Genomic DNA, 21,838 nt, shown 5'->3' with positions numbered 1-21,838 from the left:
AGGAGTAACGTGGGTGGAGAAACAGATATTACGTGATTATTTAGAAAAACAAGCAATACCGGTCGTTATCCGTAAGAAAAAGAGTTACTTGACATATGAAGGCATCCCGGATCGGTACGTCTATATTTTAAAAAAAGGTATCATCAAAACTAGCGTAGTGACCCATGAAGGGCGCGAATTCAACTTGCGCTATTTGACGGATTTTGAGATCGTCTCTTTGTTTAAAGACGAATCCTCTCAAGAAGTCGAAGCCCCTTTTAATGTGCGGGTTGAATCAGAAGAAGCCGAATTATACAAAATCGTGCGGGATCAATTTTGGGCAGATGTCAATCGTGATCGCCTGCTGCAGGATTATGTCAAAGAGTATTATCGAAGAAACTTGATGGACACGATGAAAAAGATGCAGCAAATGCTGATGAACGGCAAATTTGGTGCTGTCTGTACCCAAATCAATGAGCTGTATGAAACGTTCGGAATCCAGACAACAGATGGTGTCTTGATTGACTTTGAAGTCACCAATGAGGAGATCGCTCGCTTTTGCGGCATTACCTCTGCCAGCAGTGTCAATCGAATGATGCAAAAATTACGAGAATCTGGCGCCCTAAAAAGTGTCGATCGCAAACTATTAGTGACAGATATCGACTTTATTCGGGAGAATATTATTTATTGATCAAAAAAAGACTTTGTACGCCTATTGGTTTCAGGCACACAAAGTCTTTTTCGATTAAATAAACGTCACCGTTTCCGTCACTTCGATCGCTGGATCTAATGATTGGATCACGGGGCAATTTGGTGAAACGAGTTTTAGGCAACGGGTCGCTTTGTCATGGTCGGCTTCAGCGATTTTCGCATAAAACTGAATGTGGATGGCACTGACTGGTTGGGCTTTTTTGTTGTCGTCCCGGTCATAGCTGACTTCGATCTTTTCGATTTCTGCTGTGATTTTTGAATTCTCTAGGACGGATGCGTATACATAGCCGCCGCAAGCAGCGACCGCACTCACCAGCATTTGGACTGGCGAATAGCCTTTTTCCCGTGCTAACACCCAATTGCCAGTTGGGGTCGTCATTTCAAATTTGTCGCTTCCTTGATGGATCGTCAATGTTTCTACTGTCATCGTTTTTCTCTCCTCACAAAATGATCTGGTTCAACTTCGACCCATTCATACAATGGTGTCAAAGTAATCGTGCTTTGAATTTCCGTTTGTTCCATCGCACCTCTTGCTAACACAGGATCAGCGATCGGCGCTGCTGCTAATAATTTCTTCGTGTAAGGATGCAGCGGATTGTCAAACAAACGGTCGGTGGGTGCCAATTCAACTAATTTCCCTTGATACATGACGGCTGTTCGGTCACTGATATGACGAATCACGGACAAGTCATGGGAAATGAACAAATAAGACAACGAAAACTCTTTTTGCAGACGCAGCAGCAATTGGATGATCTGAGCCTGAATGGAGACATCTAATGCCGAAGTCGGTTCATCACACAAGACGAACGCCGGGCGATTGACCACCGCACGAGCGATGCCGATCCGTTGTCGTTGTCCGCCGCTGAAACTGCGGGGCAGTTTATGGACATCATCACCCGTGATCCCGACGATCGCTAAGATTTCTTTGGCTTTCGCTCGGGCAGCATCTTTCGTTTCATGATACAACGGCTCCATCACCAGTTCAAGTGCCGTCATGCGGGGATTCAATGATGAATACGGATCTTGGAAAATGATCTGCATTTGCTGATACGCTGCTTTGCGATCTTCTGCCGTCAATGCTGTTAGCTCTTTGCCTTCAAAGAAAATCTCCCCGCTTGTTAAGGTCTCTAAATTTAAAATACTGCGTCCTAAAGTGGTTTTCCCACTCCCAGATTCCCCTACTAGCCCCAATGTCTCGCCCCGATGGATCGTTAGGCTGACATCTTCGACCGCTCGGACTTCACTGACAGTGCCGCGCCAGTTTTTGCTGCGAAAGGTTTTCGTCGCATGTTCTACGCGAATCAGTTCTTCCATTATTCTGTCACCTCCTGATTGCGCCAAACGCGATGGGTCTTAGATAACTGCGTTTCTTGCAACTCATCTGCCAATGTCTCATGATAGTCAAAGACTTTTAATTCGGCATGCTTGTCGCCTAAATGGGCCGCCTGCAATAATTGTTTCGTATAAGGATGCGCAGGTTGATAAAAGATTTCTTCTGTGGTGCCTTCTTCCACGACTCGACCTTGATACATCACTTTAATAAAGTCGCACATTCCTGCAACGACCCCAAAGTCATGGGTCACAAGGACGACGGAAAGCTGGTTCTCTCTTTGCAGGTTTTTGATCAATGCCAAAATCTGTGCTTGGATCGTCACATCTAAAGCCGTCGTCGGTTCATCTGCGATCAGTAATTTCGGTTGCGCCAATAAAGCCATGGCGATCATCACCCGCTGACGCATCCCTCCTGATAACTCGTGGGGATATTGTTTCATACGTTGTGCTGGAAAAGGTATGCCGACTTTTTCTAACTCTTTGACGGCGATTTCTTGTGCTGCTTTTTTCGATACTTTTTGTGTGCGGCGAATCACTTCGATCAAATGATAGCCAATCGTACGCAAAGGATTCAACGAAGTCATCGGGTCTTGAAAAATCATGGCGATCGGTAAGGTTCGACGATCGGTCACTGCTGCTCCTTCAAATGTATAACTGGCATAGTGATCGGTCACCTTATCAGGCAAAAGATCCATGACACTTTTCATGGTCATACTTTTGCCACTACCAGATTCGCCGACGATCCCAACCACTTTGCCTTTTGGAATCACTAGATCCAGCTTTTTGACTAACGGTTTCGGACCGGTTTTGCTGTGAAACGTCACATTCAACGCTTCGATCGCTAATAATTCTGTCTTCATCGGTCACACCTCCCTTTGCAAGACATGTTTGATCATGTCGCCGATGTTGTTGAAGGAATAGATGGTGAAAATAACAAAAAGCCCGGGAAGGATCGCCATGTATGGTGCCCGCTGCAAGCTGTTTTGCGCGTTTTGCAACAGACTGCCCCACGAAGCCATCGGCTGCTGAATGCCTAATCCGAGGAAGCTCAACGCTGATTCGGTCATGATCGCTCCAGAAATACTTGCGGATGCCGCAACGATCAAGGTTGGCAGTACTGCTGGGAAAACATGCTTCACGATAATACTGAATGAAGAACGGCCGATAAATTTCCCGTAAGCAACATACTCCCGTTCTTTCGCTGCTAACGTTTCACCACGAATCAAACGAGCGATGTTCATCCAGGAGAAGCCGCCGATCACAATAATAATCGTGGTTAGTCCGGGACGTAAAAAGACGCTCAAAACGATCACTAACACCAGCCAAGGAATCGATGACAACACATCGACGAGCCGCATCAGCAAGTTATCGATCCATCCGCCAAAGTAGCCAGAAACAAGACCGACAAGAGTCCCAATAAACGTCGCAGTGATCATTGCCAAGACACCTACAAACAAGGACACCCGACCGCCGTAGACGACCCGAATAAAGTAATCTCGCCCCACTTCATCGGTTCCAAATAAATGAGACCAACTCGGCGGCTGTGACATGTTGCTGACATCCGTTGCATTGGGATCGATGGGGATCAAAGGCGCAACAAGCGACAAAATAATCAATAACGTCAGGAAAACGACAGAAAAGGTATAGATGGGCGAAGCAAGCATGACTTCACTGATTTTTTTGAAACGTTTCATTACTTGCTCCCTCCTTTACGGATACGTGGATCAACCACGGAGTATAATACATCCGCTAACAAATTCCCTAAGATGACCAGTGTTGCTGACAGCAGCATGATGGCCATGATCACAGGATAATCGAGGCTTTTCGTCGCACTCATCAAGTAAGGTCCGACGCCCGGCCAGCCGTAGATCGTTTCTGTAATGATCGCACCGGTAACTAACATCGGCAACGCCAAGCCGATTTGGGTGACAACGGGAATCAAAATATTTCGACTGATATGACGGCTGAAAATCTGCCATTTGCTGGCATGAAATGCCCGTTGCACCATCACGTAGTCTTCTGAAACTTGTTGTGTCGCTGATGCGCGGATATACCGCGTCAAATCTGGAAAGAAGGCGACTGTCAATGTGGTATAAGGCAAAATAAAATGCTGCAGAAAATCGCCAAAATCCCCTTCTTTACCGACCGTATACATGCCAATGATTGGAAACATATTTAATAAGTAACCAAACACATAAATCAAGATCATCGCAAACCAGAAGGTCGGCACAGCGATCCCTAGAGATGCCACAGCGTCAATGATCCGATCCCAAATCTTTCCTTTGTTGGCAGCAGCTAACAGACCCAAAATGATCGCCAGCAATAAAGCTGTCAAATATGCAGGGATCACTAGACGCATCGTATTCGGGATCCGAGTCGCAAGTTCTTGTGAAATACTACTTTGAGACACCAAAGAAAAGCCAAGATTACCGGTAAGAATATTTCTGATCCAAAGAAAATATTGAACCAAAAAGGGTTGATCCAAGCCATAGCGCTGCCGCAAAAGATCGATTTGCTCTTGCGACATATTGGGTGTCGTGATGGAGTCGATCACATCATACGGTGCGATATGTATAAGTGAAAAAACGATAAAAGAGATCACAAACAGCAAAGGAATTGCTTGCAATACTCGTTTTGCAATGTATCGAAACATAACTGACCTACTTTCTTTTTCATAGAAAAAAGCTGTGATAAAAAAGATTCCTCTTTATCACAGCCAATGGATTTACTTGATTGTCAATTTAGACATATCTTCGAATGTATAGATTGGGATCAAACCTGCATCTTCTACATTACCAATTCGGTTATTGACCGCTAGGATTTTCTTGTTGTCAACGATTGGGTAAATGATCGCTTCGTCAGCAATGGCTTTTTGCAAATCATCATACAATGCTTCACGTTTGTCCGTGTCTAATTCAACCGCTGCTTGGGCGAACAAATTGTCAATGGTTTCGCTATTGCTTTGGAAGTAGTTGGCACTACCGCCAGTTTCGAATAAACTGCCATATAAGTCAGGGTCATTCCCCATGATATACCCGCCAAGGAATAAGTTGTACTTCGTTGAATCTGGTTTCTTCAACTCGGTAAAGATCGCTGTACCATCGCCACCTTCAAGGGTAACTGTAATGCCTGCTTGTTGCAATTGTTGTTGGATCAACGTAGCTTGGATCGTTTGAGCTGGATCAGTTGAGTTGAAAGCCAAATTCAATGACAAATCAGTCACGCCAGCTTCTTGTAAAAGTTCTTGAGCCTTTTCGACATTTGTCTCGTATTTTTCAACATCATCAGTGACGTATGGGTTGTTCGGTGGCAAGAATGAATATGGTGTTGCATAATACTCTTCATCTAAATATGCTGCTTGATTTAATTCATCTTTGTTCAACGCATAGAGAACTGCTTGTCGAACTTTCACATCTTGCAAAGCATCTGAGTGAGTGTTCAAGCCTAGATAACCAACACGGTTTTCAGTATAAGGATAAACAGAAATCTGCTCATCATCTAAGTCTTCAATATCTGAAGGCAAGACAACGGCTGCATCCACTTCCCCTTTTTGCAAAGCGACTTTCGCCGTATCGGTACTTTCGATGATCCGCAACGTCACATTTTGAATCGAAGGCTTGCCGCCATAATAGTTTTCGTTGGCTTCAAAAGTAAAGTACTCACCACGTTTGTATTCTTTCAGTTGATACGGACCAGTGCCGACTGGTTTTTCAGGCAATTCACTGACCGAGAAGTCGGTAACATCTTTAAAGATGTGCTCGGGAATGATGTACGTTTCGGTTGCGATGTTGCTGATCGCTGCTGCACTCGGTGTTGGCAACACAAATTTCACGGTGTATTCATCCACTTTTTCGATCGCGATCGGCTGGTCGTCGACCCAAAGCGAATCGGCATTGCCGTTTTCTTTTTTGACTTTTTGTTCATACGTGAAAACAACGTCATCGGCGGTAAAGTCTTCGCCATCTGACCATTTCACATCTTGTTTCAAATGCACGGTCAATGAAAGGCCGTCTTCCGCCGGTTCCACTGATTCTGCCAACGCATTTTGTGTTGTTCCGTCTGCTTCCACTGTAACGAGTGGAGAATAGATCATGTTTGTCACTGTCAAGCCCCAACGATCACTGGTGTTGATCGGGTTAGTGGACGATGGGTCCCCGCTGATGGCATAAGTGAATGTTGAATCATCCCCAGCTCCAGCTGCACTACTGGTTGATGTTTCTTCTGTATTTGATCCACCGCAGGCTGCTAGAACAAATCCTAGTCCGACGACGGCAACACTTGCTAAACCTTTTTTCCAATTTATCATTTTTCCATCCTACTTCCTGTTCCTATATAGTAATAGTCGTTTTTACCTTTCTATTCCCATACAGGTATACTAGATTTCTTTGTTACTTCCTCGATGATTGCTTTTACTTCATCGGTCTGATAATATCGAACGACCGTTTGGTAAACGTCATTGTCTGCTTCGTCTGCTCGCGCAGCGATCACATTATAATAAGGCTTGGAGGAATCAGCCACAGGTTCTAAGAAAATCGCATCTTCTGTAGGAACCAAGCCAGCATCAACTGCCATGCCGTTGTTGATCAAAGAGATGTCGACATCGGTCATTGCCCGAGCCGTTTGATTGGAATCAAGCAGCTCAAATTTCAAAGCTTTGGGATTGTCAGTCACATCACTAGTTGTCGGCAGTAGACCCTTGGATTCATCCAAAGTGATCAAACCGGCGGTCTGTAAGAGTAATAGTGCACGGCTTTCATTTGACACATCATTGGGTAAAGCCACCGTAGCACCATCTGCCAATTCGCTGACATCATTGATTTTATCGGAATAAATACCAAGTGGGTTTAATGTCGTATACGCAATCGTCGTGTTGGAATAACCACTTTCTTCGTTGACATTATCCATAAAAATTTCCGTCAATGCTGCGTGAAGATCGATTGACCCATCCTCTAGTGCGACGATTGGTTGGCGATAATCGGTGAACTTCACCAGTTGCAAGTCGATATTTTCGTTTTCCTTCAATTCTTCCTGCACATGTTCCCAGGCTTCATTTTGTTCGCCAACGACACCTAATTTGACGACGGTCGTTTCTTCATCCGCTTGGTTGTTGCCACAGGCAGCCAAGCTAAACAAGGCAAGCAGCCCAATCACTCCTGTCGTCAACACATTTACTACATTTCTTTTCATCCCTTTTTTCCCCTTTTGTTCCCTCCTCAGATCAATCATCCTATTTCCTTGTAGAATGGCCCAACTAGACCAATTTCCCCTCAGTTTCTCAAAACAACCTACTTTTTCAAAGGAGAAATGGTTAATCCCTGTTGCCATCAACCGAAAACATCGGACTCACTATTCATATGTAGTGTAACTTTATCCTATACAACTAAAACTGTCAATAAAATTACTCTACAAAAGTAAGTTTTTCACTAGCTGATCTGTGGTTGGGTTATTTGAATATCTTCAGTGCATTTTCTAAATCATCGATCAAATCTTTACTACTTTCGATCCCAATGGAGATCCGTAAAAGATCCGGCGTCAATCCATAAGATTCTCGTACCTCTTGAGGAATATCGGCGTGAGTCTGTGTCGTTGGATACGTGATAAGACTTTCCACACCACCTAGGCTTTCTGCAAAGGTAAAAACCTTTAATGTCGCTAAGAAGCCGCTGATTTTGGTTTCATCAAGCACCCGAATACTGATCATCGCGCCGGCATTCGGGTACAGCACCTCTTTGATTGCCGGATGGGCTCGTAAAAAACGGCCGACTTCCTTAGCGTTGGCTTCCTGCCGTTCAAAGCGCAACGGCAGCGTCTTTAAACTTCGAATAAATAACCACGTATCAAAGCTGCTCAAGGTAGGGCCAGAAGTATTGGCTAAATAGTTCAAGCGCTCCCCCAGCGGCGCATCTTTGGCGATCACGACGCCTGCCAAAATATCATTGTGGCCAGATAAGAATTTGGTACCTGAGTGGATCACCAGATCCGCGCCTTCTTCTAATGGCAACTGCCGTAATGGGGTCAAAAAGGTATTATCTACGATCAATAGTGCCCCATGTTCGTGAGCAAGCTTGGCGGTTTCAGCAATATCCGTCACGGTCATCAAAGGATTCGTTGGGGTCTCTAAAAAGACAGCCGTTACCTCGTCAGTTAATTTTTCACTTAATTCTGTTACAGTACTGAAGGTATCGAAAAAGGCCCGCTGGCTTTTTTCCAATTCCGCAAAATAGCGAAAGCTGCCGCCGTACAAATCACGAGAAACCAAAAAGCGGCTGCCGCTGGTAAACAAGTCAAAAATCAAAGCGATCGCACTCATGCCAGAGCTGGTCACTACTGCCCGAGCTCCTTTTTCTAATTCGGCAAGACCCGCTTCTAAAATATCACGGGTCGGGTTTTTGGTACGGGTATAATCATAGCCGGTACTTTGCCCTAACTCGGGATGAGCAAAGGTCGTGGAAAGATAGATCGGTGGGCTGATCGCCCCAGTTTGCTGATCCGAATGATTGCCTAATTGTGCCAGAAAAGTTGCTGTATCAATCGTCATGTCGTTCCTCCTTTTTGATTGCCTCGATCATGCGATCAAGGGCTTCTTGAATGATCGTCGGTGTTGTCGCAAGATTCAGACGAATCAAGCCCTGACCATCTTTGGCGAACCATTCCCCATAATCGACTGCCAGACCGGCAGTAACTTGGATCACGTGCTTGGTTCGTTCTTTGGCAATGACTTGCCGCAGATCCACCCAGAGAAGATAGGTTCCTTCTAATGGCAGGAGCTCAATTTTGGGAAATGCTTCTTGCAGTTGCTGGCGGACCATTTGTTCATTGGCAGCAATCACCAAAAGCAGGTTCGCTAGCCATTGATCCCCCGATTCATACGCGGCTTTCGCAGCCACCAATCCCAAACGATTGACTTCCGTCTGCTTGTATTGTCGGCACCACGCCTGATAGGCTGTGCGCATCTCTAAATCTGGAATCCAAACGTGAGACAGCAATAACCCTGCTAAGTTAAAGGTTTTTGAGGGCGAATCCAGAACGATCAGCTTCTCAAAGCCGAACTCCTGTGCCACTGTCACGGCTGAAACAAATTGCTGCTCACCAAGTATCAGCTCACGATGGATCTCGTCGGCGATCACGATAACCTCATGTTTTTGGCAAATGGCTAATAACTGATACAATTCTTTCTCTTGCCAGACCCGCCCTACTGGATTGTGGGGGGAGCAGAGAATAAATAGTTTCACTTTTTCTTCAATGATTTTGGCTTCAAAAGCAGCAAAATCGATTTGATAGGAATTCCCCACCTTTTGCAAGGGTGCTTCTATCAAGCGCCTTTTCGTCTCTTTGATGCTGTCAAAAAAGGGATAATAGACGGGCGGCTGGATCAAGATGCCATCGTCTGGTTCTGTGAAACAATGAAGCAAATCAAACAAAGATTGGACGACCCCTGTGGAAAACGAGAGCCATTTTTCTTCGAATTTCGTCCCCCAGTGGCGATCTTGCCAGCCCTGATAGGCTAAAAAATAGCCTGAGGGGGGAATCGCATAGCCAAAGGTTCCTTGAGCAACCAGTTGCTGCAAGGCTTCTTCCACTGCCTTTGGCGCAGCAAAATCCATATCAGCTACCCATAAAGGCAAAAGCTTTTCTCCTTGGAACCGTTGATCCACAAGATCCCATTTTAAAGAATCAGTGCCTTTTCGCTGTCTAGCATAGTGGGAGAGAAAATGCTCAATCGTCATTGATACTCACCCGACCTTCTGGCTCACTGCCAATTCGGTAACCTTCTTTCGTCGGCTTGACGGACAGGTCATACGGCGTTCGCAAATAGGTTTCATTGATCCAATTGCTGAAAAACAAAGAGGCATGTCCCCGCCAACGGTTGGTAATCTTTCCGCCTAAACGGTCATACGCAAAGTAATTTTTGGGCAATGCGGTAGCTAAGCCCCGTTCCATGTCTCGCAAGTACTCTTCATTCAAGGTCGTTGTGTGGTATTCAAAATGCCCTAGCAAGAAGGCATTTTTATGATCTTCTGATACGAAGATGGAAGGCCCTGTTTCAACACCCGCTGCCAATATTTCTAAAGGCGCTTGGGCGAGCTGGCCTTCATCGATGCCAGTATAGCGTGAATGCGGCGTATAAAAGACGTCGTCAAAACCGCGAACGAGCGGATGAAAATGCGTGACTGCTTGTTCGAAGACGCCAAACAACTTGCTTGGGTACAACACTTTGTCGATACCATAATGGTAATAAAGACCTGCTTGTGCCCCCCAACAAATATGCAGGACTGAAGTACAATTCGTCTGGCTCCAATCCATGATCTCTTGCAGTTCTTGCCAATAATCAATGGCTTCAAAGGCCATTTTTTCAACAGGGGCACCAGTGATGATCAAGCCGTCGAATCGTTGGGACTGGATCACTGAGAATTCTTGATAGAACTTTTCCATGTGATCGACAGACGTGTTTTTACTTTCGTGGTACTTCATTTTCAGTAAAGTTACTTCAATTTGCAGCGGACTTTGAGAAAGCAGGCGCAGCAATTGATTTTCTGTGGCGATCTTTTTCGGCATTAAATTGACGATTGCGATCTTCAAGGGACGAATCTCTTGTTTCGCCGCTTTATGCTGCAGTAAGGCAAAGACATTTTCTTTTTGGAGAACCGCTGCAGCGGGTAGTTCTTTGGGAATAATGATGGGCATTGCTTCAACTCCTTACAGATAAATTTCTTGTTGAAAAGAAGGCGAACAGTTTCGGCTGAGAAAAACAAAAAAAGCCGCCCTTTTATCCTTACGGATAAAAGGGACGACTTGATGCGCGTTACCACCCTAATTCGTGCTATTCTCACAAATAACACCTCAACAGTACACTATGATACTTGGCGCTGTAACGGGCGCATGCCGTTTTGCTGGCGTGAACCAACAAAAAAACTCAGAGCTCATCTTCACTGATCACCGCATGTCTCCTTTTTCACCAACCGGAGTCTCTGTACCTTTGTTGATCTGCTACTCTTCTCTTCAACGTTATCGAAATCTTTGTTTAATTTTAAAAAATTATAATTGTTTTTTCATTTACTGTCAACGGCAAGTTTATTTTTTTCTTATAGTTCTTCTAAATATAAATATTGTTGCCCCATTTTTTCATAAATCGTTGCTAAGTCTTCTTTGCTGACTTCACGATCCTTATATCCATAAGGGTCGTTGACATACATCATATCACCATCAATGCCGGTGATCACCACCGAATGGATCAATGCCGTCACAAGGATTTGCCCACTTTTGGTCTCCCATTCAAAGAAATCCGTATCAGCAGGTACTTGTAATTCTAACGTAGCAATCATCCAAACTGGTTTCCCAGATTGCAATACTTTGACGATCTCATCAAAGCTTTTGTCTCGTCCACTAACGACTTCATATTGCTCTTTCACAATTCTTTCGGCAACATCGGTGATCGGCTCAACGTCAACACCCATCGCGCTATCGCCGCCATAAATGTTTCCAACAAAACCTTCTCGTGGATCTCCATGGTGATCGTAATCTTCATAAAGCGGGACATAGGCTAATTCTTCTGCCAATTGATTTTTATTGGTATCAAATCCGTAAAAATTCAAGAGCATCGATAAAGCTGTTACTTCACAGCCATTCCCTAACGCAACTTCATCGAATTGATTTTCTAACGGAACATCTAATTGAATAACCTCACTGTATTCCGGCTCTGGTGTTTGTTCCTCATCCGAAAGTGCTAGTGTCAATTCATCCTCTATCACTTTAAAGGGGGACTGCCCGTTCTTACTGTCATAAAATATCAGCAGAAAGAAGAGCATCAAGACGAACATACTTAAAAGTAACCGTTTTAACTTTATCTTCTTCATCTACTTCCTCCTCTTGTATATTATAACTTATTTCTGTTTATTATTTCACTATAATAAACTTTTAAGAAGGAGTATTTTCTTAATCTAAACACAAAAAATAGACCCGTCTAGGCAGCGGGTCTATTCAAACTGGCGCTTATGCCGCTTTCTTCTGTTTCTGAATAAAGCGTCCTTTTGCTTTTGAAAAAGAACGAATATCAAATTGTTTGCTTAAGGCACCTGCAACAAAATAAGCCAAATTGAAATCGATCAAGCTATGGATCAAGCCACCGATCCCCATCAAAACGAACAAAAAATAGTAGAAATTGCCGTCGAATGAGGTTCCTGGTACATTTCCTGTGAAGTAAAAGGCGGCAACGACTGCCATTTCAACGGCAGAATGAATCAGTCCAATAATCAAGTTAAAGCTCTGAAATTTGATATTCAATAAAGAGGGTTTGCCATTTTTCAGTAAAATATCTGGGTGCTTCTGTAAATAGAAGGCACCGATGACTGCAAAAACAACATGGGACAATGCCCGTAAAGCAATGATTGGTGGCAGTGTTAAGAAAAAGCCAAAGGTTGTTCCTAAAGCTACCGCGATCGCCATCGCTGGTGAAAAGAACATCGCCACAAATACGGGAACGTGGCTAGCTAAAGTAAAGGATGCTGGTCCAATGACGATTTTGGGCATTACCATGGGAATGACGATCCCCATGCCGATCAACAATGCAGCGATCGTTAAATGGCGGATGGAATGATTTTTCATTTATACTCTCTCCTTCAATGTGTCATGACAGTTCTGTCTTGCTTATTCTACTGGTATTTCCACGAGGTGTCAAGACACAAAAAACGAATGTTTATTCAACATCCGTTTTGATAGAAGTTATTCTTTGCGCGCTTGCATTTCATTGCTTAATTTGGCAAATTCCGCTAACGACAGCGTTTCTCCACGACGTTTTGGATCGATCCCACTTGCTTCTAAACTGTCTGCCAACCACTGTTTGGTTGTTTCATCTTTTCCATAGCTATTTTGCAAATTGTTCCAAAGGGTTTTGCGACGCAGCTGAAAGGCTGCTTTCGTTAATTTGAAAAACTCTTTTTCATCGGTGACTGCGACTGCTGGTTGTGATCGACGCGTCAATTTCAAAATAGCCGAATCAACATTCGGTTGGGGCACAAAAACGGTTTTCGGGACGATGAATGCCAGTTTTGCTTCCATGTAGTATTGCACAGCGATCGACAACGAGCCATAGGCTTTAGTCCCGGGAACTGCTGAGATTCGATCTGCCACTTCTTTTTGCATCATCACGACCATTTCATCTACTTTTACCTGAGACTCTAAAAAGTGCATCATAATTGGCGTAGTGATGTAGTAGGGCAAATTTGCGACAACTTTTAATGAAGCAGCCGTATCGCTGAATGCTGACTGAATGGTCGTTGCCAGATCTGCTTGCAAGACATCTTGATGAATGATTTTCACATTTTGATATGGCTGCATTGTGTCGGCTAACACTGGGATCAACCGATCATCAATTTCAAACGCCAACACTTGCTTGGCATGTTTTGCCAACTGTTCGGTCAGCGCACCGATTCCAGGACCAACCTCAATGACGTTTGTCGTCTCGTCGATGCCTGCAGTCTCTACGATTTTCCGTAAAATATTCGGTTCTGTTAAGAAGTTTTGCCCTAAACTTTTTTTAAAGGTAAAGCCATGTTTCGCTAAAATCTCTTTGGTTCTTGAGGGGGTTGCTATATCCCGTTCTTCCTTCACAATTCTTCCTCCACTATTTTCATTGCTTCTGCCAACTCTGCATCGGTGATACGAAACATTGTCAGCCGCTTCTCTAATTGTTTGCCGTTCGTATAGCCGATGCGTAAAAGATCCCCCAACCGCTCTCGTTTCTCTTTCGCTCCAGCCCCTGCGATCAAGCCATACGCTAACAACTGTTGCCGATCAATGGTTCCCTCACTGACTTCATTTGAAGCAATCGGGGTTACGACTTTTCGCAAGGCTTCTTTCAACGCTTCATGGCTGGCGTGTTCCACGCCTAAACTGCCCTTGCTTTTCGGTGCTGCCTGGCTGCGCGGTAAAAAGGCATGCTTGGCATCAGGAACGACTTCCATAATGATTTTGCGGATCTTTTCTCCCGAAAAATCGGGATCGGTAAACACGATGACCCCTCGTGTCTCTTGGGCGTGCTCGATTTGATCAAGGATCGTGTCATCGATCGCCGAACCGATCGTCTCGATGGTATCTACATCGAACACTTCTTGCAGCCGACGGGTGTCGTCTTTGCCTTCGACGACAATGATTTCTTCGATTTTCGGTTTATTAGTCATTGATCCTAAACAAGCGATGGGCATTTTTTGTCGTGTAGGCCGCAACATCAGCCACCGCTTCTTGCCGCAGCTCCGCGATTTTATCCACTACATAATGAGTATAGCCCGGTTCATTGCGCTTGCCGCGATAAGGAACAGGGGCTAAATACGGCGCGTCAGTCTCAACGAGCAGCCGATCTTGTGGCACGACTTGCGCAGCTTCTTGTACCTCCGTCGCCTTTTTGAAGGTCACGACACCACTAAAGGAAATATACATTCCTAGGTCCAAGAACTTTTTCGCCCATTCGCCGTCCCCGCTAAAGCTGTGCATGATGCCGCCGATCGTTTGGACTTTTTCATCCTTTAAAATCGCATAGGTATCTTCTAAGGCTTCACGGGTATGAATACTGATGGGCAGCTGATGTTCACGGGCGATCGCCATTTGCCGACGAAAGACCTTTTCTTGAACTTCCTTCGGATCTTCCATCCAGTGATAGTCTAAACCGATTTCACCTAGGGCAACGACTTTTGGTTGTTCCAAGCGCTCTTGCAAATAGGTTTCCACTTGTGGGGTATAAGAACCAGCTTCGGTGGGATGCCAACCGATAATACTGTAAATGCCAGGATATTCTTTGCTTAATGCTAACGATTTTTCAATCGTTGGCTGATCGAAACCGACGACCGCCATCTCCGTTACTCCTAGTTCTTGCGCACGGGCGACCGTTTCGGGAATGTCTTCGTTAAACTGTTCTGCATTCAAATGTGTATGAGAATCAAAAATCATGAAATCTCCTCCTTAGTCCTTCTATACTCTAGCATATTTTGACGGTTTAAGAAACGAATCCTCTTCGCTTTTTTCATCAGTTTAAGAAAACTTTCAGCAAGCAAAAAAAATCCGCCCAAAGTTGGAGGACGCCGAAGTTGATTTTCTCTATACTGAGGGTAACGAAATCGTATGGAGGTGGAAATATGGAACGATCAAAAATTGATCCCGGCCGCTTTTTTTCTGGCCAAAAAGCAGCCACGAAAGGCACGTTAAAACATCAATATCATTACTATCGGCAGCAAAATGCCCATCAAGCATTCAACAGCGATTTTCAGAGAAATTTCCAGCATGATTTCCCGAATTTTGCTACCTGGCTAAAATTGCAGCAACAGACACCACAAAAGAATCAAACAGCGACTTTTTCTCACTGGTTATTGGTTGGTTTCTTCGGACTTTTGACAGCAGCAAGTTTTTCGCAACAGCTCTTATTCCTACTTTTTGTCTTTGTCTTAGCCGCTCTCGTCAAAGGACCTGGCATGATCGTATGGGGCATCGTATATTCCTTCTTAGTTAGTCTGTTCCCGCCATTGGGTATCGTTCTTTCTGGCTTATTTTTCTTACTGACCCTGCGTCAATTAACCAAAAACGTCACTTTCGTTTTGACTGCATTGTACTTTTACGGCTATCCCTTTGTCATCACTGCCCTCCAACATTTTACGAATTGGGACCCGCAATGGCTGTGGGTCGGCAGTATCGGTTTTGCCTTGATCAGTGGCCATTTTGTCTTAAAGCAAAACTATCCCTTTGCTTCAAGTAAAAGTCTCGCATGGGCGATCATCTCCGTCCCTTATGATTGTGTCATGGCTTTGATCCCCGTCAAACACAAAGCACGCTTTAAACGTTTGGTGAAAATCAAATAATTACGATCTAGGATACAAAAGTCGGCTATTGCCGCCCCTTTTGTATCTTTTTTTCATGGAAGAAACAAACGAAATACGATGGATATTTTTTGTTATTTTTGCTTTCGCATGATTGCTTTTTTTGTAAGAATCTACTATGCTAGAAACTAGCAAATCAAAAAAGGAGCCACGCCATGTACACCCTCATTCTTATTGCATTCCTCCTTACGGGCTTGCTAGTTTACTCCTTTATTATTGAACCGCATCTTCTCAAACAACGGCACTACCTCATAAAAAAAGACAAGCGCACCGTCTTAGATATTTCAAAGGCTTACGATCTTTATCAAGCAGAAAGCAATCTCGTGATCGCCCATATCAGCGACCTTCATTTTTCTCGTTGGTACAAACCACGGCGAATGAATCGCATCATTCGATCAACGATCCAAAACAAGCCGGATCTGATCATCATTACGGGGGATCTGATCGATAATTATAAAAAATGGCCGCATCGTTCAACCAAGCGACTGATCGAAAAGCTGAAAAAATTGCAAGCGCCTCTGGGTAAGATCGCAGTTATGGGGAACCATGACCATTTGAATGACGGGCATTACTTTGTTAAGGAAATATACCAGCATGCAGGGTTTACCTTACTTGATAATGAGTCGGTTTTTGGTTCTGATGACAAGACGTCGATGAATATTGTCGGTATCGATATAGAAAGTCCGAAAGTCAGTTTTACCTATGAAGCAACCTTAGCAGAGTGGCAGCTGCTTTTGCTCCATGAACCCGATTATGTTTCTCGGATCACCAATCTGCCAAACTACGACTTGATTCTTTCTGGCCATAGCCATGGCGGGCAGATTCGCTTGCCTTTTTATTACGCGAAAACAAAGGGCGCGTTGAAATATACCGATGGGCTCTACCTTTTAGGCAATGAGACCTTATTAAGTGTTTCCAGCGGGGTTGGTATGACCAAGATTCCCGCCCGACTCGGTGTCCCACCTGAGATCCTTTATTACCATTTAGAACCGCAACAGCAATTGAACGTTTCTTAACTGTTCATCGGTGCAATTGGGAAAAAATCAGCGACTCGTTTCAGCAAACGTTCGATTCGCTGATTTTCTTTTTGCGCCTACCGTGTTAAAATATACTAAATAAACACTTTTTAACAATTAGGAGGAACCAAAAAATGCTCATCTCGGGAACGCTTTGGTTTTTGATCGCCTTCTTCGCTTATACAGCCTATGTATACGGTCAGGGGTTGTACTTTCCTGTCATCGCTTTTCTTGCTGCTTTGATGGGCTGCGGATTTTATCTCTTTGCTTTTCTCCAGCACAAAAATACGACGAAAAAACATCCTTAGCCAGAACGAGCTAAGGATGTTTTTTGCATTATTGATTCAAGCCTTGATAAATCGTATCGAGATTCCATTTCATCATGTTATAGTAGCTGTCGCCTTCTTCTCCCGGCTCTGCAATCGAATCGGTAAAGACGGTTCCGAATATCGGAATACCTGCATCACGAGAAACACTTTGCATCGGACGAGTATTGACGCTGCTTTCGACAAATAAGGAAGCGACGGCTGAATTTTGCAGCTGATCCACCAAGTTCTTGATTTGCGCAGGGGTTCCTTCTTCTTCGGTATTGATTTCCCAGATATAGGCAGACGGTACACCGTAGGCTTTGGAGAAGTATTTGAAGGCTCCCTCACTGGTGACGATCAATTTCTTCTCTTCGGGAATCGATTGGAAGTTTTCCTTCGCTTGCTGATCCAGTTCTTCTAATGAAGCCAAGTAGCGTTCAAGGTTTTCTTCATAGAAAGAGCGATTGTCAGGATCCTTTTCGCTCAAGCGTTGAGCAATGTTGCGGGCATAGATCATACCGTTTTCTAGATTTAACCATGCATGAGGATCGGCTTTGCTGTGGTCTTCATCATCAGAAAGATAAAGCACATCCACGCCATCACTGACGGCAAAATAATCTTCATTTTCTACCTTATTGGCATTGTTCATCAATTTGGTAAACCAGCCATTGCCGCCAGTTTCTAGATTCAAGCCGTTGTAAAGGATAAGATCGGCATCGGTCGCTTTTCGAACATCTTCCACTAAAGGTTCATATTCATGGGGATCACGCCCCACTGGTACGATACTGTGAAGATCGATTCGATCACCGGCAATGTTTTCCGTAATATCAGCAATGATCGAATTGGTCGCTACTACTGAAAGTTTCCCTTCTGTTTGGGCCATCTGTCCGTTTTGCTGTGCCAAAAAGAAGCCACCAGCTACAGCTGCCGTTGCTAAAACCGCCGTCGCTGACCAGCGTTTGACTGGACTGGTCTTTTGTTTTGGTGAGAACAAGAAACCGATCACGAAAAAGGCTCCTGCGGTCAAAACGATACTTGATCCTGCGGCAATATTAAAGCTGTACCCGATAAACAAGCCGATAAATGAGGCGAAACCACCTAAAACCCCTGCGATGACCATCATATGCTTCAATTGTTTTGTATAAAGATAAGCCGTTGCTGCTGGAGTGACTAACAGAGCCACGATCAAGATCGTTCCGACGCTTTGCATCGCTGTCACTGAAACCAAAGTCAACAAGAACATCAATAAATAGTGATAGGCTTGCACTTTCATCCCAAAGGCCTTTGCCATCATCGGATCAAAAGACGTGATCAACAGTGGACGGAAGAAGAGGATGATCACTGCCAGCACAAGGATAGCGATAGCGATCGTCAGCCATTTGTCGCTGTCTTGCACCGCTAGCACATTCCCAAACAAAATGTGAAACAAATCAGTCGAACTATTTGCTACTCCAATCAAGATAACCCCTAAAGCTAGAAACGAACTAAAGGTGATACCGATCGCCGTATCGCTTTTGATCAGGCTGTTATTGGCGATATAGGTAATGATCATGGAAGCCAAGATCCCAAAGAAGATCGCCCCGACAAAAAAATGAACGCCGAAGATATAAGACAAGGCTACCCCTGGTAAGACCGCATGAGAGATTGCATCCCCCATCAAGGACATCCCTCGTAAGATAATAAAACAACCGATCACCCCTGCCACGATCCCGATCGCGACTGCCGTGATCAAGGCATTTTGCAAGAAATGATAGTTACTTAAACTCGTAAAAAAGCTTGTCAACATGTTAAACGCCTCCTTTCACGATAATCGCATCGCCAAATGTTTGCTTCAAATTGCTCTCGGTAAAGACTTCACTGACTGGTCCCGCAGCGATCAGGGTTTGATTGAGCAGAACCAAGTAATCAAAGTATTCGGTGATTTTCCCCAGATCATGGTGAACGATAAAAATCGTCTTGCCAGCATCTCGCAAGTTACGCAACAGGCCGACGATGATCGCTTCACTGGTGGCATCGATCCCTACAAAGGGCTCATCGAGGAAAATATAGTTGGCATCTTGCACCAACGTTCGAGCAATCAAGACCCGCTGAAACTGCCCGCCGGACAATTCCCCAATCTGACGTTCCGCAAAGGATTCCATTTCTACCGCTGCCAGAGCGGCTGTCACTTTCTGCCAATCGTTTGCCGACATCCTTTGGAACATGCCCATCTTAGGATACAAGCCTAAAGATACGACTTCTTTGACTGTGATCGGAAACGTGTAATCAACCGCGGTCTTTTGTTCGACATAGGCAATTTCCTTTTGAAAGTCTTTTAACGCTTTTTTGTCGACACTCATGTTCCCACTGGAAGGGATCAATTTCAACGCCGCTTTGATCAGCGTCGACTTCCCTGCCCCATTTGGACCAATGATCCCTACGATCGACGGTTTTTCTACTTGAAACGACAAATCCGAGATCACTTGATGATCGCCATCATAGGCTGCGGATATTTCTGAAAAAGTAATCATTATTTTCACTCCATTTCCATAGTTAAGGATAGTTTATTTATTTTTTAGGTAGACCTAACTTATTTTTATTATACAAGAAAGGATTGGTTTTGCAAGACAGTTCTCTTGATTTTTTTAAGAAACACCGCAGTTTCTTGGCAATGACTCTTGAAAACTAAGATTCTATCTTTATTTATTGAGTAAAAGTTGGTGCCCACAAACACGGATGCCATCAATTTCTTTCTATCCTTTGAGCGCAAAGCATTGGATTTATTCTTAATAAAAGAGATCATTCCTCGGCACCTCAGTGACGTACGTTTTTCAATAACAGAAGAGAGGCGAATCAAAGCCTCTTCGCTTTCTCCCTTTATGATTAATACCAAACAAATCAAAGAATCAACAATTCTTCTATTTCCATAAATTCACGAACTCACTCTCTTTTATGATGACCAAGAAACCCTTTCATCTCGACTAAAACGCTTTATAAATTAAACTTTTCTAATTATTATGTGATTTTTCGAACAAAAGCTAAAAATAACATGACAACTATGTTAGTCTTTGATTTGGAAAAAGTTTTAGGAGGAATAAAAACAATGAAGAAAATTTTCCAAACACTATTAGTCCTAACCTCGTTAGCAACTTTGAGTGCTTGTGGCGCTGATTCACAAACAAGCAGCAGCACAAGTACTGGTTCATCTGCTAATGAAGAAACAGATGCAACTTCAGCTGCATCTGGTCAAGAATACACAGACCCTAGCGAACTTGCAGACAGCTACGATGTCGTGATTGTCGGTGCGGGTGGCGCTGGAATGGCCGCTGCGATCCAAGCAAAGGAAGCTGGCGCAAACCCAGTTATTTTAGAAAAAATGCCAATTTCTGGTGGGAATACATTGAAATCTTCTGCAGGAATGAACGCTTCAGAAACCAAATTCCAAGAAGCAGAAGGCATTGAAGATTCAAACGATCTATTCTATGAAGAAACATTAGCTGGCGGTCACAACACCAATGATGAAGAATTGTTGCGCTACTTTGTGGATCATTCAGCAGAAGCGATCGATTGGTTAGATTCCATGGGTATCACTTTAGACAACTTAACAACGACTGGCGGGATGAGTGAAAAAAGAACGCACCGTCCATCTGATGGTTCCGCGGTTGGGGAATACTTAGTTGATGGCTTGATGCGCAACATCCATGAATTGGAAATCCCAATTTTTGTAAATGCCGATGTCAAAGAAATCAATGAAGAAGATGGTCAAGTCAACGGGGTGACCGTTGAAGTAGAAGGAAACGAACAAACCATTGATGCCAAAGCAGTTGTCGTTACAACAGGCGGTTTCGGTGCCAATTTCGACATGATCACCGAGTACAAACCAGAATTGGCAGACTACGTGACAACGAACCAAGAGGGTTCGACTGGTGATGGAATCAAAATGATCGAAGCGTTAGGCGGACAAACGGTTGATTTAGAGCAAATCCAAATCCACCCAACAGTGGATCAGTCTAAATCACTGTTGATCACTGAAGCTGTCCGTGGAGAAGGCGCGATCTTGGTCAATCAAGAAGGCGAACGGTTCTTCAATGAAATGGAAACACGAGACAAAGTCTCTGAAGCGATTATTGCCCTACCTGAAAAATCGGCAACGTTAGTTTTTGATGCAGGTGTCAAAGAACGCGTAACAGCCATTGATTTTTACGAGCAACAAGGGTTAGTCAAATCCGCTGACACGATTGAAGAATTGGCAAAAGAATTGGACATGCCAGAAGCAGCGCTTGCTGAAACGATCGCTACCTGGAACAGCAGTGTAGCTGCTGGTGAAGACGAAGCCTTTGGACGCAGCACAGCAATGGACAACGATTTGTCAACAGGACCTTACTATGCCATTGCCATCGCTCCTGGTATCCACCACACGATGGGCGGCGTGAAGATCAACACCAACACAGAAGTGATCGCTACGGATAACGAGATCATTCCAGGTCTTTTTGCAGCCGGTGAAGTAACTGGTGGGTTGCATGGTGAAAACCGAATTGGCGGTAATGCCGTTGCCGATATCATCATCTTCGGACGCCAAGCAGGAACAAAAGCTGCCGAATTTGCGCAAGAAAATTAAAACACTCTCTATAAAAAAGAAGTACTTACGCTTTTC

22 protein-coding genes are annotated in these 21,838 nt (G+C 44.2%); 5 read left to right on the top strand and 17 right to left on the bottom strand.

The genetic code is table 11. The features are described from left to right. The first annotated feature begins 13 nt into the window (after positions 1–13). Positions 14–670 (top strand): Crp/Fnr family transcriptional regulator, encoded by a 657-nt coding sequence (locus IGJ44_RS05515; protein WP_008378905.1) that lies wholly within the window; start codon positions 14–16, stop codon positions 668–670. Positions 671–724: 54 nt separating this feature from the next. On the opposite strand, the gene IGJ44_RS05510 is transcribed toward IGJ44_RS05515, so the two are convergent. The 15 genes from IGJ44_RS05510 to IGJ44_RS05440 form a co-directional block, all read right to left on the bottom strand. Beyond that, complete coding sequence (locus tag IGJ44_RS05510) at positions 725–1,117, bottom strand: OsmC family protein (protein ID WP_010747810.1); 393 nt, start codon at positions 1,115–1,117, stop codon at positions 725–727. Beyond that, entirely contained in the window at positions 1,114–2,004 is an 891-nt protein-coding gene (locus tag IGJ44_RS05505; RefSeq protein ID WP_002316738.1) for an ATP-binding cassette domain-containing protein, read from the bottom strand. The genes IGJ44_RS05510 and IGJ44_RS05505 overlap by 4 nt, the downstream gene beginning before the upstream one ends. After that, on the bottom strand, positions 2,004–2,882 hold the full coding sequence (locus IGJ44_RS05500) for an ABC transporter ATP-binding protein (RefSeq protein ID WP_074535035.1): 879 nt from the start codon (positions 2,880–2,882) through the stop codon (positions 2,004–2,006). The genes IGJ44_RS05505 and IGJ44_RS05500 overlap by 1 nt, the downstream gene beginning before the upstream one ends. A 3-nt stretch (positions 2,883–2,885) precedes the next feature. Next, positions 2,886–3,716 carry an ABC transporter permease gene (locus IGJ44_RS05495; RefSeq protein ID WP_005234832.1) on the bottom strand — a complete coding sequence of 277 codons (831 nt, stop codon included), beginning with the start codon at positions 3,714–3,716 and terminating at the stop codon, positions 2,886–2,888. Further along, positions 3,716–4,675 (bottom strand): ABC transporter permease, encoded by a 960-nt coding sequence (locus tag IGJ44_RS05490; RefSeq protein ID WP_005234830.1) that lies wholly within the window; start codon positions 4,673–4,675, stop codon positions 3,716–3,718. Before IGJ44_RS05490 ends, IGJ44_RS05495 begins: the two co-directional genes overlap by 1 nt. Positions 4,676–4,747: 72 nt before the next feature. After that, the gene (locus IGJ44_RS05485) at positions 4,748–6,328 is read right to left on the bottom strand and encodes an ABC transporter substrate-binding protein (RefSeq protein ID WP_074535034.1); all 1,581 of its coding nucleotides are present in this window, start codon (positions 6,326–6,328) and stop codon (positions 4,748–4,750) included. A gap of 50 nt (positions 6,329–6,378) precedes the next feature. After that, complete coding sequence (locus IGJ44_RS05480; RefSeq protein ID WP_074535033.1) at positions 6,379–7,209, bottom strand: MetQ/NlpA family ABC transporter substrate-binding protein; 831 nt, start codon at positions 7,207–7,209, stop codon at positions 6,379–6,381. A gap of 256 nt (positions 7,210–7,465) precedes the next feature. Further along, positions 7,466–8,560: an aminotransferase class I/II-fold pyridoxal phosphate-dependent enzyme gene (locus IGJ44_RS05475; protein WP_074535032.1), complete on the bottom strand. Its 1,095-nt coding sequence runs from the start codon at positions 8,558–8,560 to the stop codon at positions 7,466–7,468. Then, positions 8,550–9,749: a MalY/PatB family protein gene (locus tag IGJ44_RS05470; RefSeq protein ID WP_074535031.1), complete on the bottom strand. Its 1,200-nt coding sequence runs from the start codon at positions 9,747–9,749 to the stop codon at positions 8,550–8,552. Before IGJ44_RS05470 ends, IGJ44_RS05475 begins: the two co-directional genes overlap by 11 nt. Then, on the bottom strand, positions 9,739–10,707 hold the full coding sequence (locus IGJ44_RS05465; protein ID WP_074535030.1) for a homoserine O-succinyltransferase: 969 nt from the start codon (positions 10,705–10,707) through the stop codon (positions 9,739–9,741). Before IGJ44_RS05465 ends, IGJ44_RS05470 begins: the two co-directional genes overlap by 11 nt. 398 nt (positions 10,708–11,105) lie before the next feature. Beyond that, positions 11,106–11,876 carry a C39 family peptidase gene (locus IGJ44_RS05460; RefSeq protein ID WP_074535029.1) on the bottom strand — a complete coding sequence of 257 codons (771 nt, stop codon included), beginning with the start codon at positions 11,874–11,876 and terminating at the stop codon, positions 11,106–11,108. 136 nt (positions 11,877–12,012) lie between these two features. Then, the gene (locus tag IGJ44_RS05455; protein WP_167826808.1) at positions 12,013–12,624 is read right to left on the bottom strand and encodes a hypothetical protein; all 612 of its coding nucleotides are present in this window, start codon (positions 12,622–12,624) and stop codon (positions 12,013–12,015) included. 117 nt (positions 12,625–12,741) lie between these two features. Beyond that, positions 12,742–13,629, bottom strand: a complete 888-nt coding sequence (rsmA, locus tag IGJ44_RS05450; protein ID WP_074535027.1) for a 16S rRNA (adenine(1518)-N(6)/adenine(1519)-N(6))-dimethyltransferase RsmA — start codon at positions 13,627–13,629, stop codon at positions 12,742–12,744. After that, complete coding sequence (gene rnmV, locus IGJ44_RS05445) at positions 13,626–14,198, bottom strand: ribonuclease M5 (RefSeq protein ID WP_016608225.1); 573 nt, start codon at positions 14,196–14,198, stop codon at positions 13,626–13,628. The genes rsmA and rnmV overlap by 4 nt, the downstream gene beginning before the upstream one ends. Then, complete coding sequence (locus tag IGJ44_RS05440; protein WP_005225534.1) at positions 14,191–14,961, bottom strand: TatD family hydrolase; 771 nt, start codon at positions 14,959–14,961, stop codon at positions 14,191–14,193. Before IGJ44_RS05440 ends, rnmV begins: the two co-directional genes overlap by 8 nt. 185 nt (positions 14,962–15,146) lie before the next feature. Between IGJ44_RS05440 and IGJ44_RS05435 the strand changes: the two genes are divergently transcribed. From IGJ44_RS05435 to IGJ44_RS05425, 3 genes are all read left to right on the top strand, one after another. Then, positions 15,147–15,863, top strand: coding sequence for a hypothetical protein (locus tag IGJ44_RS05435; protein ID WP_015509323.1), 717 nt, complete (start codon positions 15,147–15,149; stop codon positions 15,861–15,863). Between the two features lie 173 nt (positions 15,864–16,036). Beyond that, positions 16,037–16,897, top strand: coding sequence for a metallophosphoesterase (locus IGJ44_RS05430; RefSeq protein WP_015509322.1), 861 nt, complete (start codon positions 16,037–16,039; stop codon positions 16,895–16,897). Between the two features lie 134 nt (positions 16,898–17,031). After that, a complete protein-coding gene (locus tag IGJ44_RS05425; protein WP_010747796.1) occupies positions 17,032–17,205 on the top strand; it encodes a hypothetical protein in 174 nt (57 codons plus the stop codon). 28 nt (positions 17,206–17,233) lie between these two features. Here IGJ44_RS05425 and IGJ44_RS05420 read toward each other — a convergent pair whose 3' ends face one another. Both IGJ44_RS05420 and IGJ44_RS05415 read right to left on the bottom strand, forming a co-directional pair. Further along, complete coding sequence (locus IGJ44_RS05420; protein WP_005225531.1) at positions 17,234–18,991, bottom strand: metal ABC transporter permease subunit; 1,758 nt, start codon at positions 18,989–18,991, stop codon at positions 17,234–17,236. A gap of 1 nt (position 18,992) precedes the next feature. Continuing rightward, positions 18,993–19,715: a metal ABC transporter ATP-binding protein gene (locus tag IGJ44_RS05415; protein WP_010747795.1), complete on the bottom strand. Its 723-nt coding sequence runs from the start codon at positions 19,713–19,715 to the stop codon at positions 18,993–18,995. A gap of 572 nt (positions 19,716–20,287) precedes the next feature. Between IGJ44_RS05415 and IGJ44_RS05410 the strand changes: the two genes are divergently transcribed. Beyond that, positions 20,288–21,802: a flavocytochrome c gene (locus IGJ44_RS05410; RefSeq protein WP_008378933.1), complete on the top strand. Its 1,515-nt coding sequence runs from the start codon at positions 20,288–20,290 to the stop codon at positions 21,800–21,802. The last annotated feature ends 36 nt before the right edge of the window (positions 21,803–21,838 follow it).

The sequence above is a fragment of the Enterococcus sp. DIV1368d genome (genome assembly GCF_050542975.1).
In the GTDB taxonomy this organism is placed as follows: domain Bacteria; phylum Bacillota; class Bacilli; order Lactobacillales; family Enterococcaceae; genus Enterococcus_D; species Enterococcus_D casseliflavus.
Note: the sequence above shows the minus strand (reverse complement) of the source record. Positions and strands in the feature narration are given on the sequence as shown.

Excerpts from the sequence above, each read along its gene's own strand:
- IGJ44_RS05510 (WP_010747810.1), bottom strand. The coding sequence starts at position 1,117 with ATGACAGTAGAAACATTGACGATCCATCAAGGAAGCGACAAATTTGAA.
- IGJ44_RS05505 (WP_002316738.1), bottom strand. The coding sequence starts at position 2,004 with ATGGAAGAACTGATTCGCGTAGAACATGCGACGAAAACCTTTCGCAGC.
- IGJ44_RS05500 (WP_074535035.1), bottom strand. The coding sequence starts at position 2,882 with ATGAAGACAGAATTATTAGCGATCGAAGCGTTGAATGTGACGTTTCAC.
- IGJ44_RS05495 (WP_005234832.1), bottom strand. The coding sequence starts at position 3,716 with ATGAAACGTTTCAAAAAAATCAGTGAAGTCATGCTTGCTTCGCCCATC.
- IGJ44_RS05490 (WP_005234830.1), bottom strand. The coding sequence starts at position 4,675 with ATGTTTCGATACATTGCAAAACGAGTATTGCAAGCAATTCCTTTGCTG.
- IGJ44_RS05485 (WP_074535034.1), bottom strand. The coding sequence starts at position 6,328 with ATGATAAATTGGAAAAAAGGTTTAGCAAGTGTTGCCGTCGTCGGACTA.
- IGJ44_RS05480 (WP_074535033.1), bottom strand. The coding sequence starts at position 7,209 with ATGAAAAGAAATGTAGTAAATGTGTTGACGACAGGAGTGATTGGGCTG.
- IGJ44_RS05475 (WP_074535032.1), bottom strand. The coding sequence starts at position 8,560 with ATGACGATTGATACAGCAACTTTTCTGGCACAATTAGGCAATCATTCG.
- IGJ44_RS05470 (WP_074535031.1), bottom strand. The coding sequence starts at position 9,749 with ATGACGATTGAGCATTTTCTCTCCCACTATGCTAGACAGCGAAAAGGC.
- IGJ44_RS05465 (WP_074535030.1), bottom strand. The coding sequence starts at position 10,707 with ATGCCCATCATTATTCCCAAAGAACTACCCGCTGCAGCGGTTCTCCAA.
- IGJ44_RS05460 (WP_074535029.1), bottom strand. The coding sequence starts at position 11,876 with ATGAAGAAGATAAAGTTAAAACGGTTACTTTTAAGTATGTTCGTCTTG.
- IGJ44_RS05455 (WP_167826808.1), bottom strand. The coding sequence starts at position 12,624 with ATGAAAAATCATTCCATCCGCCATTTAACGATCGCTGCATTGTTGATC.
- rnmV (WP_016608225.1), bottom strand. The coding sequence starts at position 14,198 with ATGACTAATAAACCGAAAATCGAAGAAATCATTGTCGTCGAAGGCAAA.
- IGJ44_RS05440 (WP_005225534.1), bottom strand. The coding sequence starts at position 14,961 with ATGATTTTTGATTCTCATACACATTTGAATGCAGAACAGTTTAACGAA.
- IGJ44_RS05435 (WP_015509323.1), top strand. The coding sequence starts at position 15,147 with ATGGAACGATCAAAAATTGATCCCGGCCGCTTTTTTTCTGGCCAAAAA.
- IGJ44_RS05430 (WP_015509322.1), top strand. The coding sequence starts at position 16,037 with ATGTACACCCTCATTCTTATTGCATTCCTCCTTACGGGCTTGCTAGTT.
- IGJ44_RS05425 (WP_010747796.1), top strand. The coding sequence starts at position 17,032 with ATGCTCATCTCGGGAACGCTTTGGTTTTTGATCGCCTTCTTCGCTTAT.
- IGJ44_RS05420 (WP_005225531.1), bottom strand. The coding sequence starts at position 18,991 with ATGTTGACAAGCTTTTTTACGAGTTTAAGTAACTATCATTTCTTGCAA.
- IGJ44_RS05415 (WP_010747795.1), bottom strand. The coding sequence starts at position 19,715 with ATGATTACTTTTTCAGAAATATCCGCAGCCTATGATGGCGATCATCAA.
- IGJ44_RS05410 (WP_008378933.1), top strand. The coding sequence starts at position 20,288 with ATGAAGAAAATTTTCCAAACACTATTAGTCCTAACCTCGTTAGCAACT.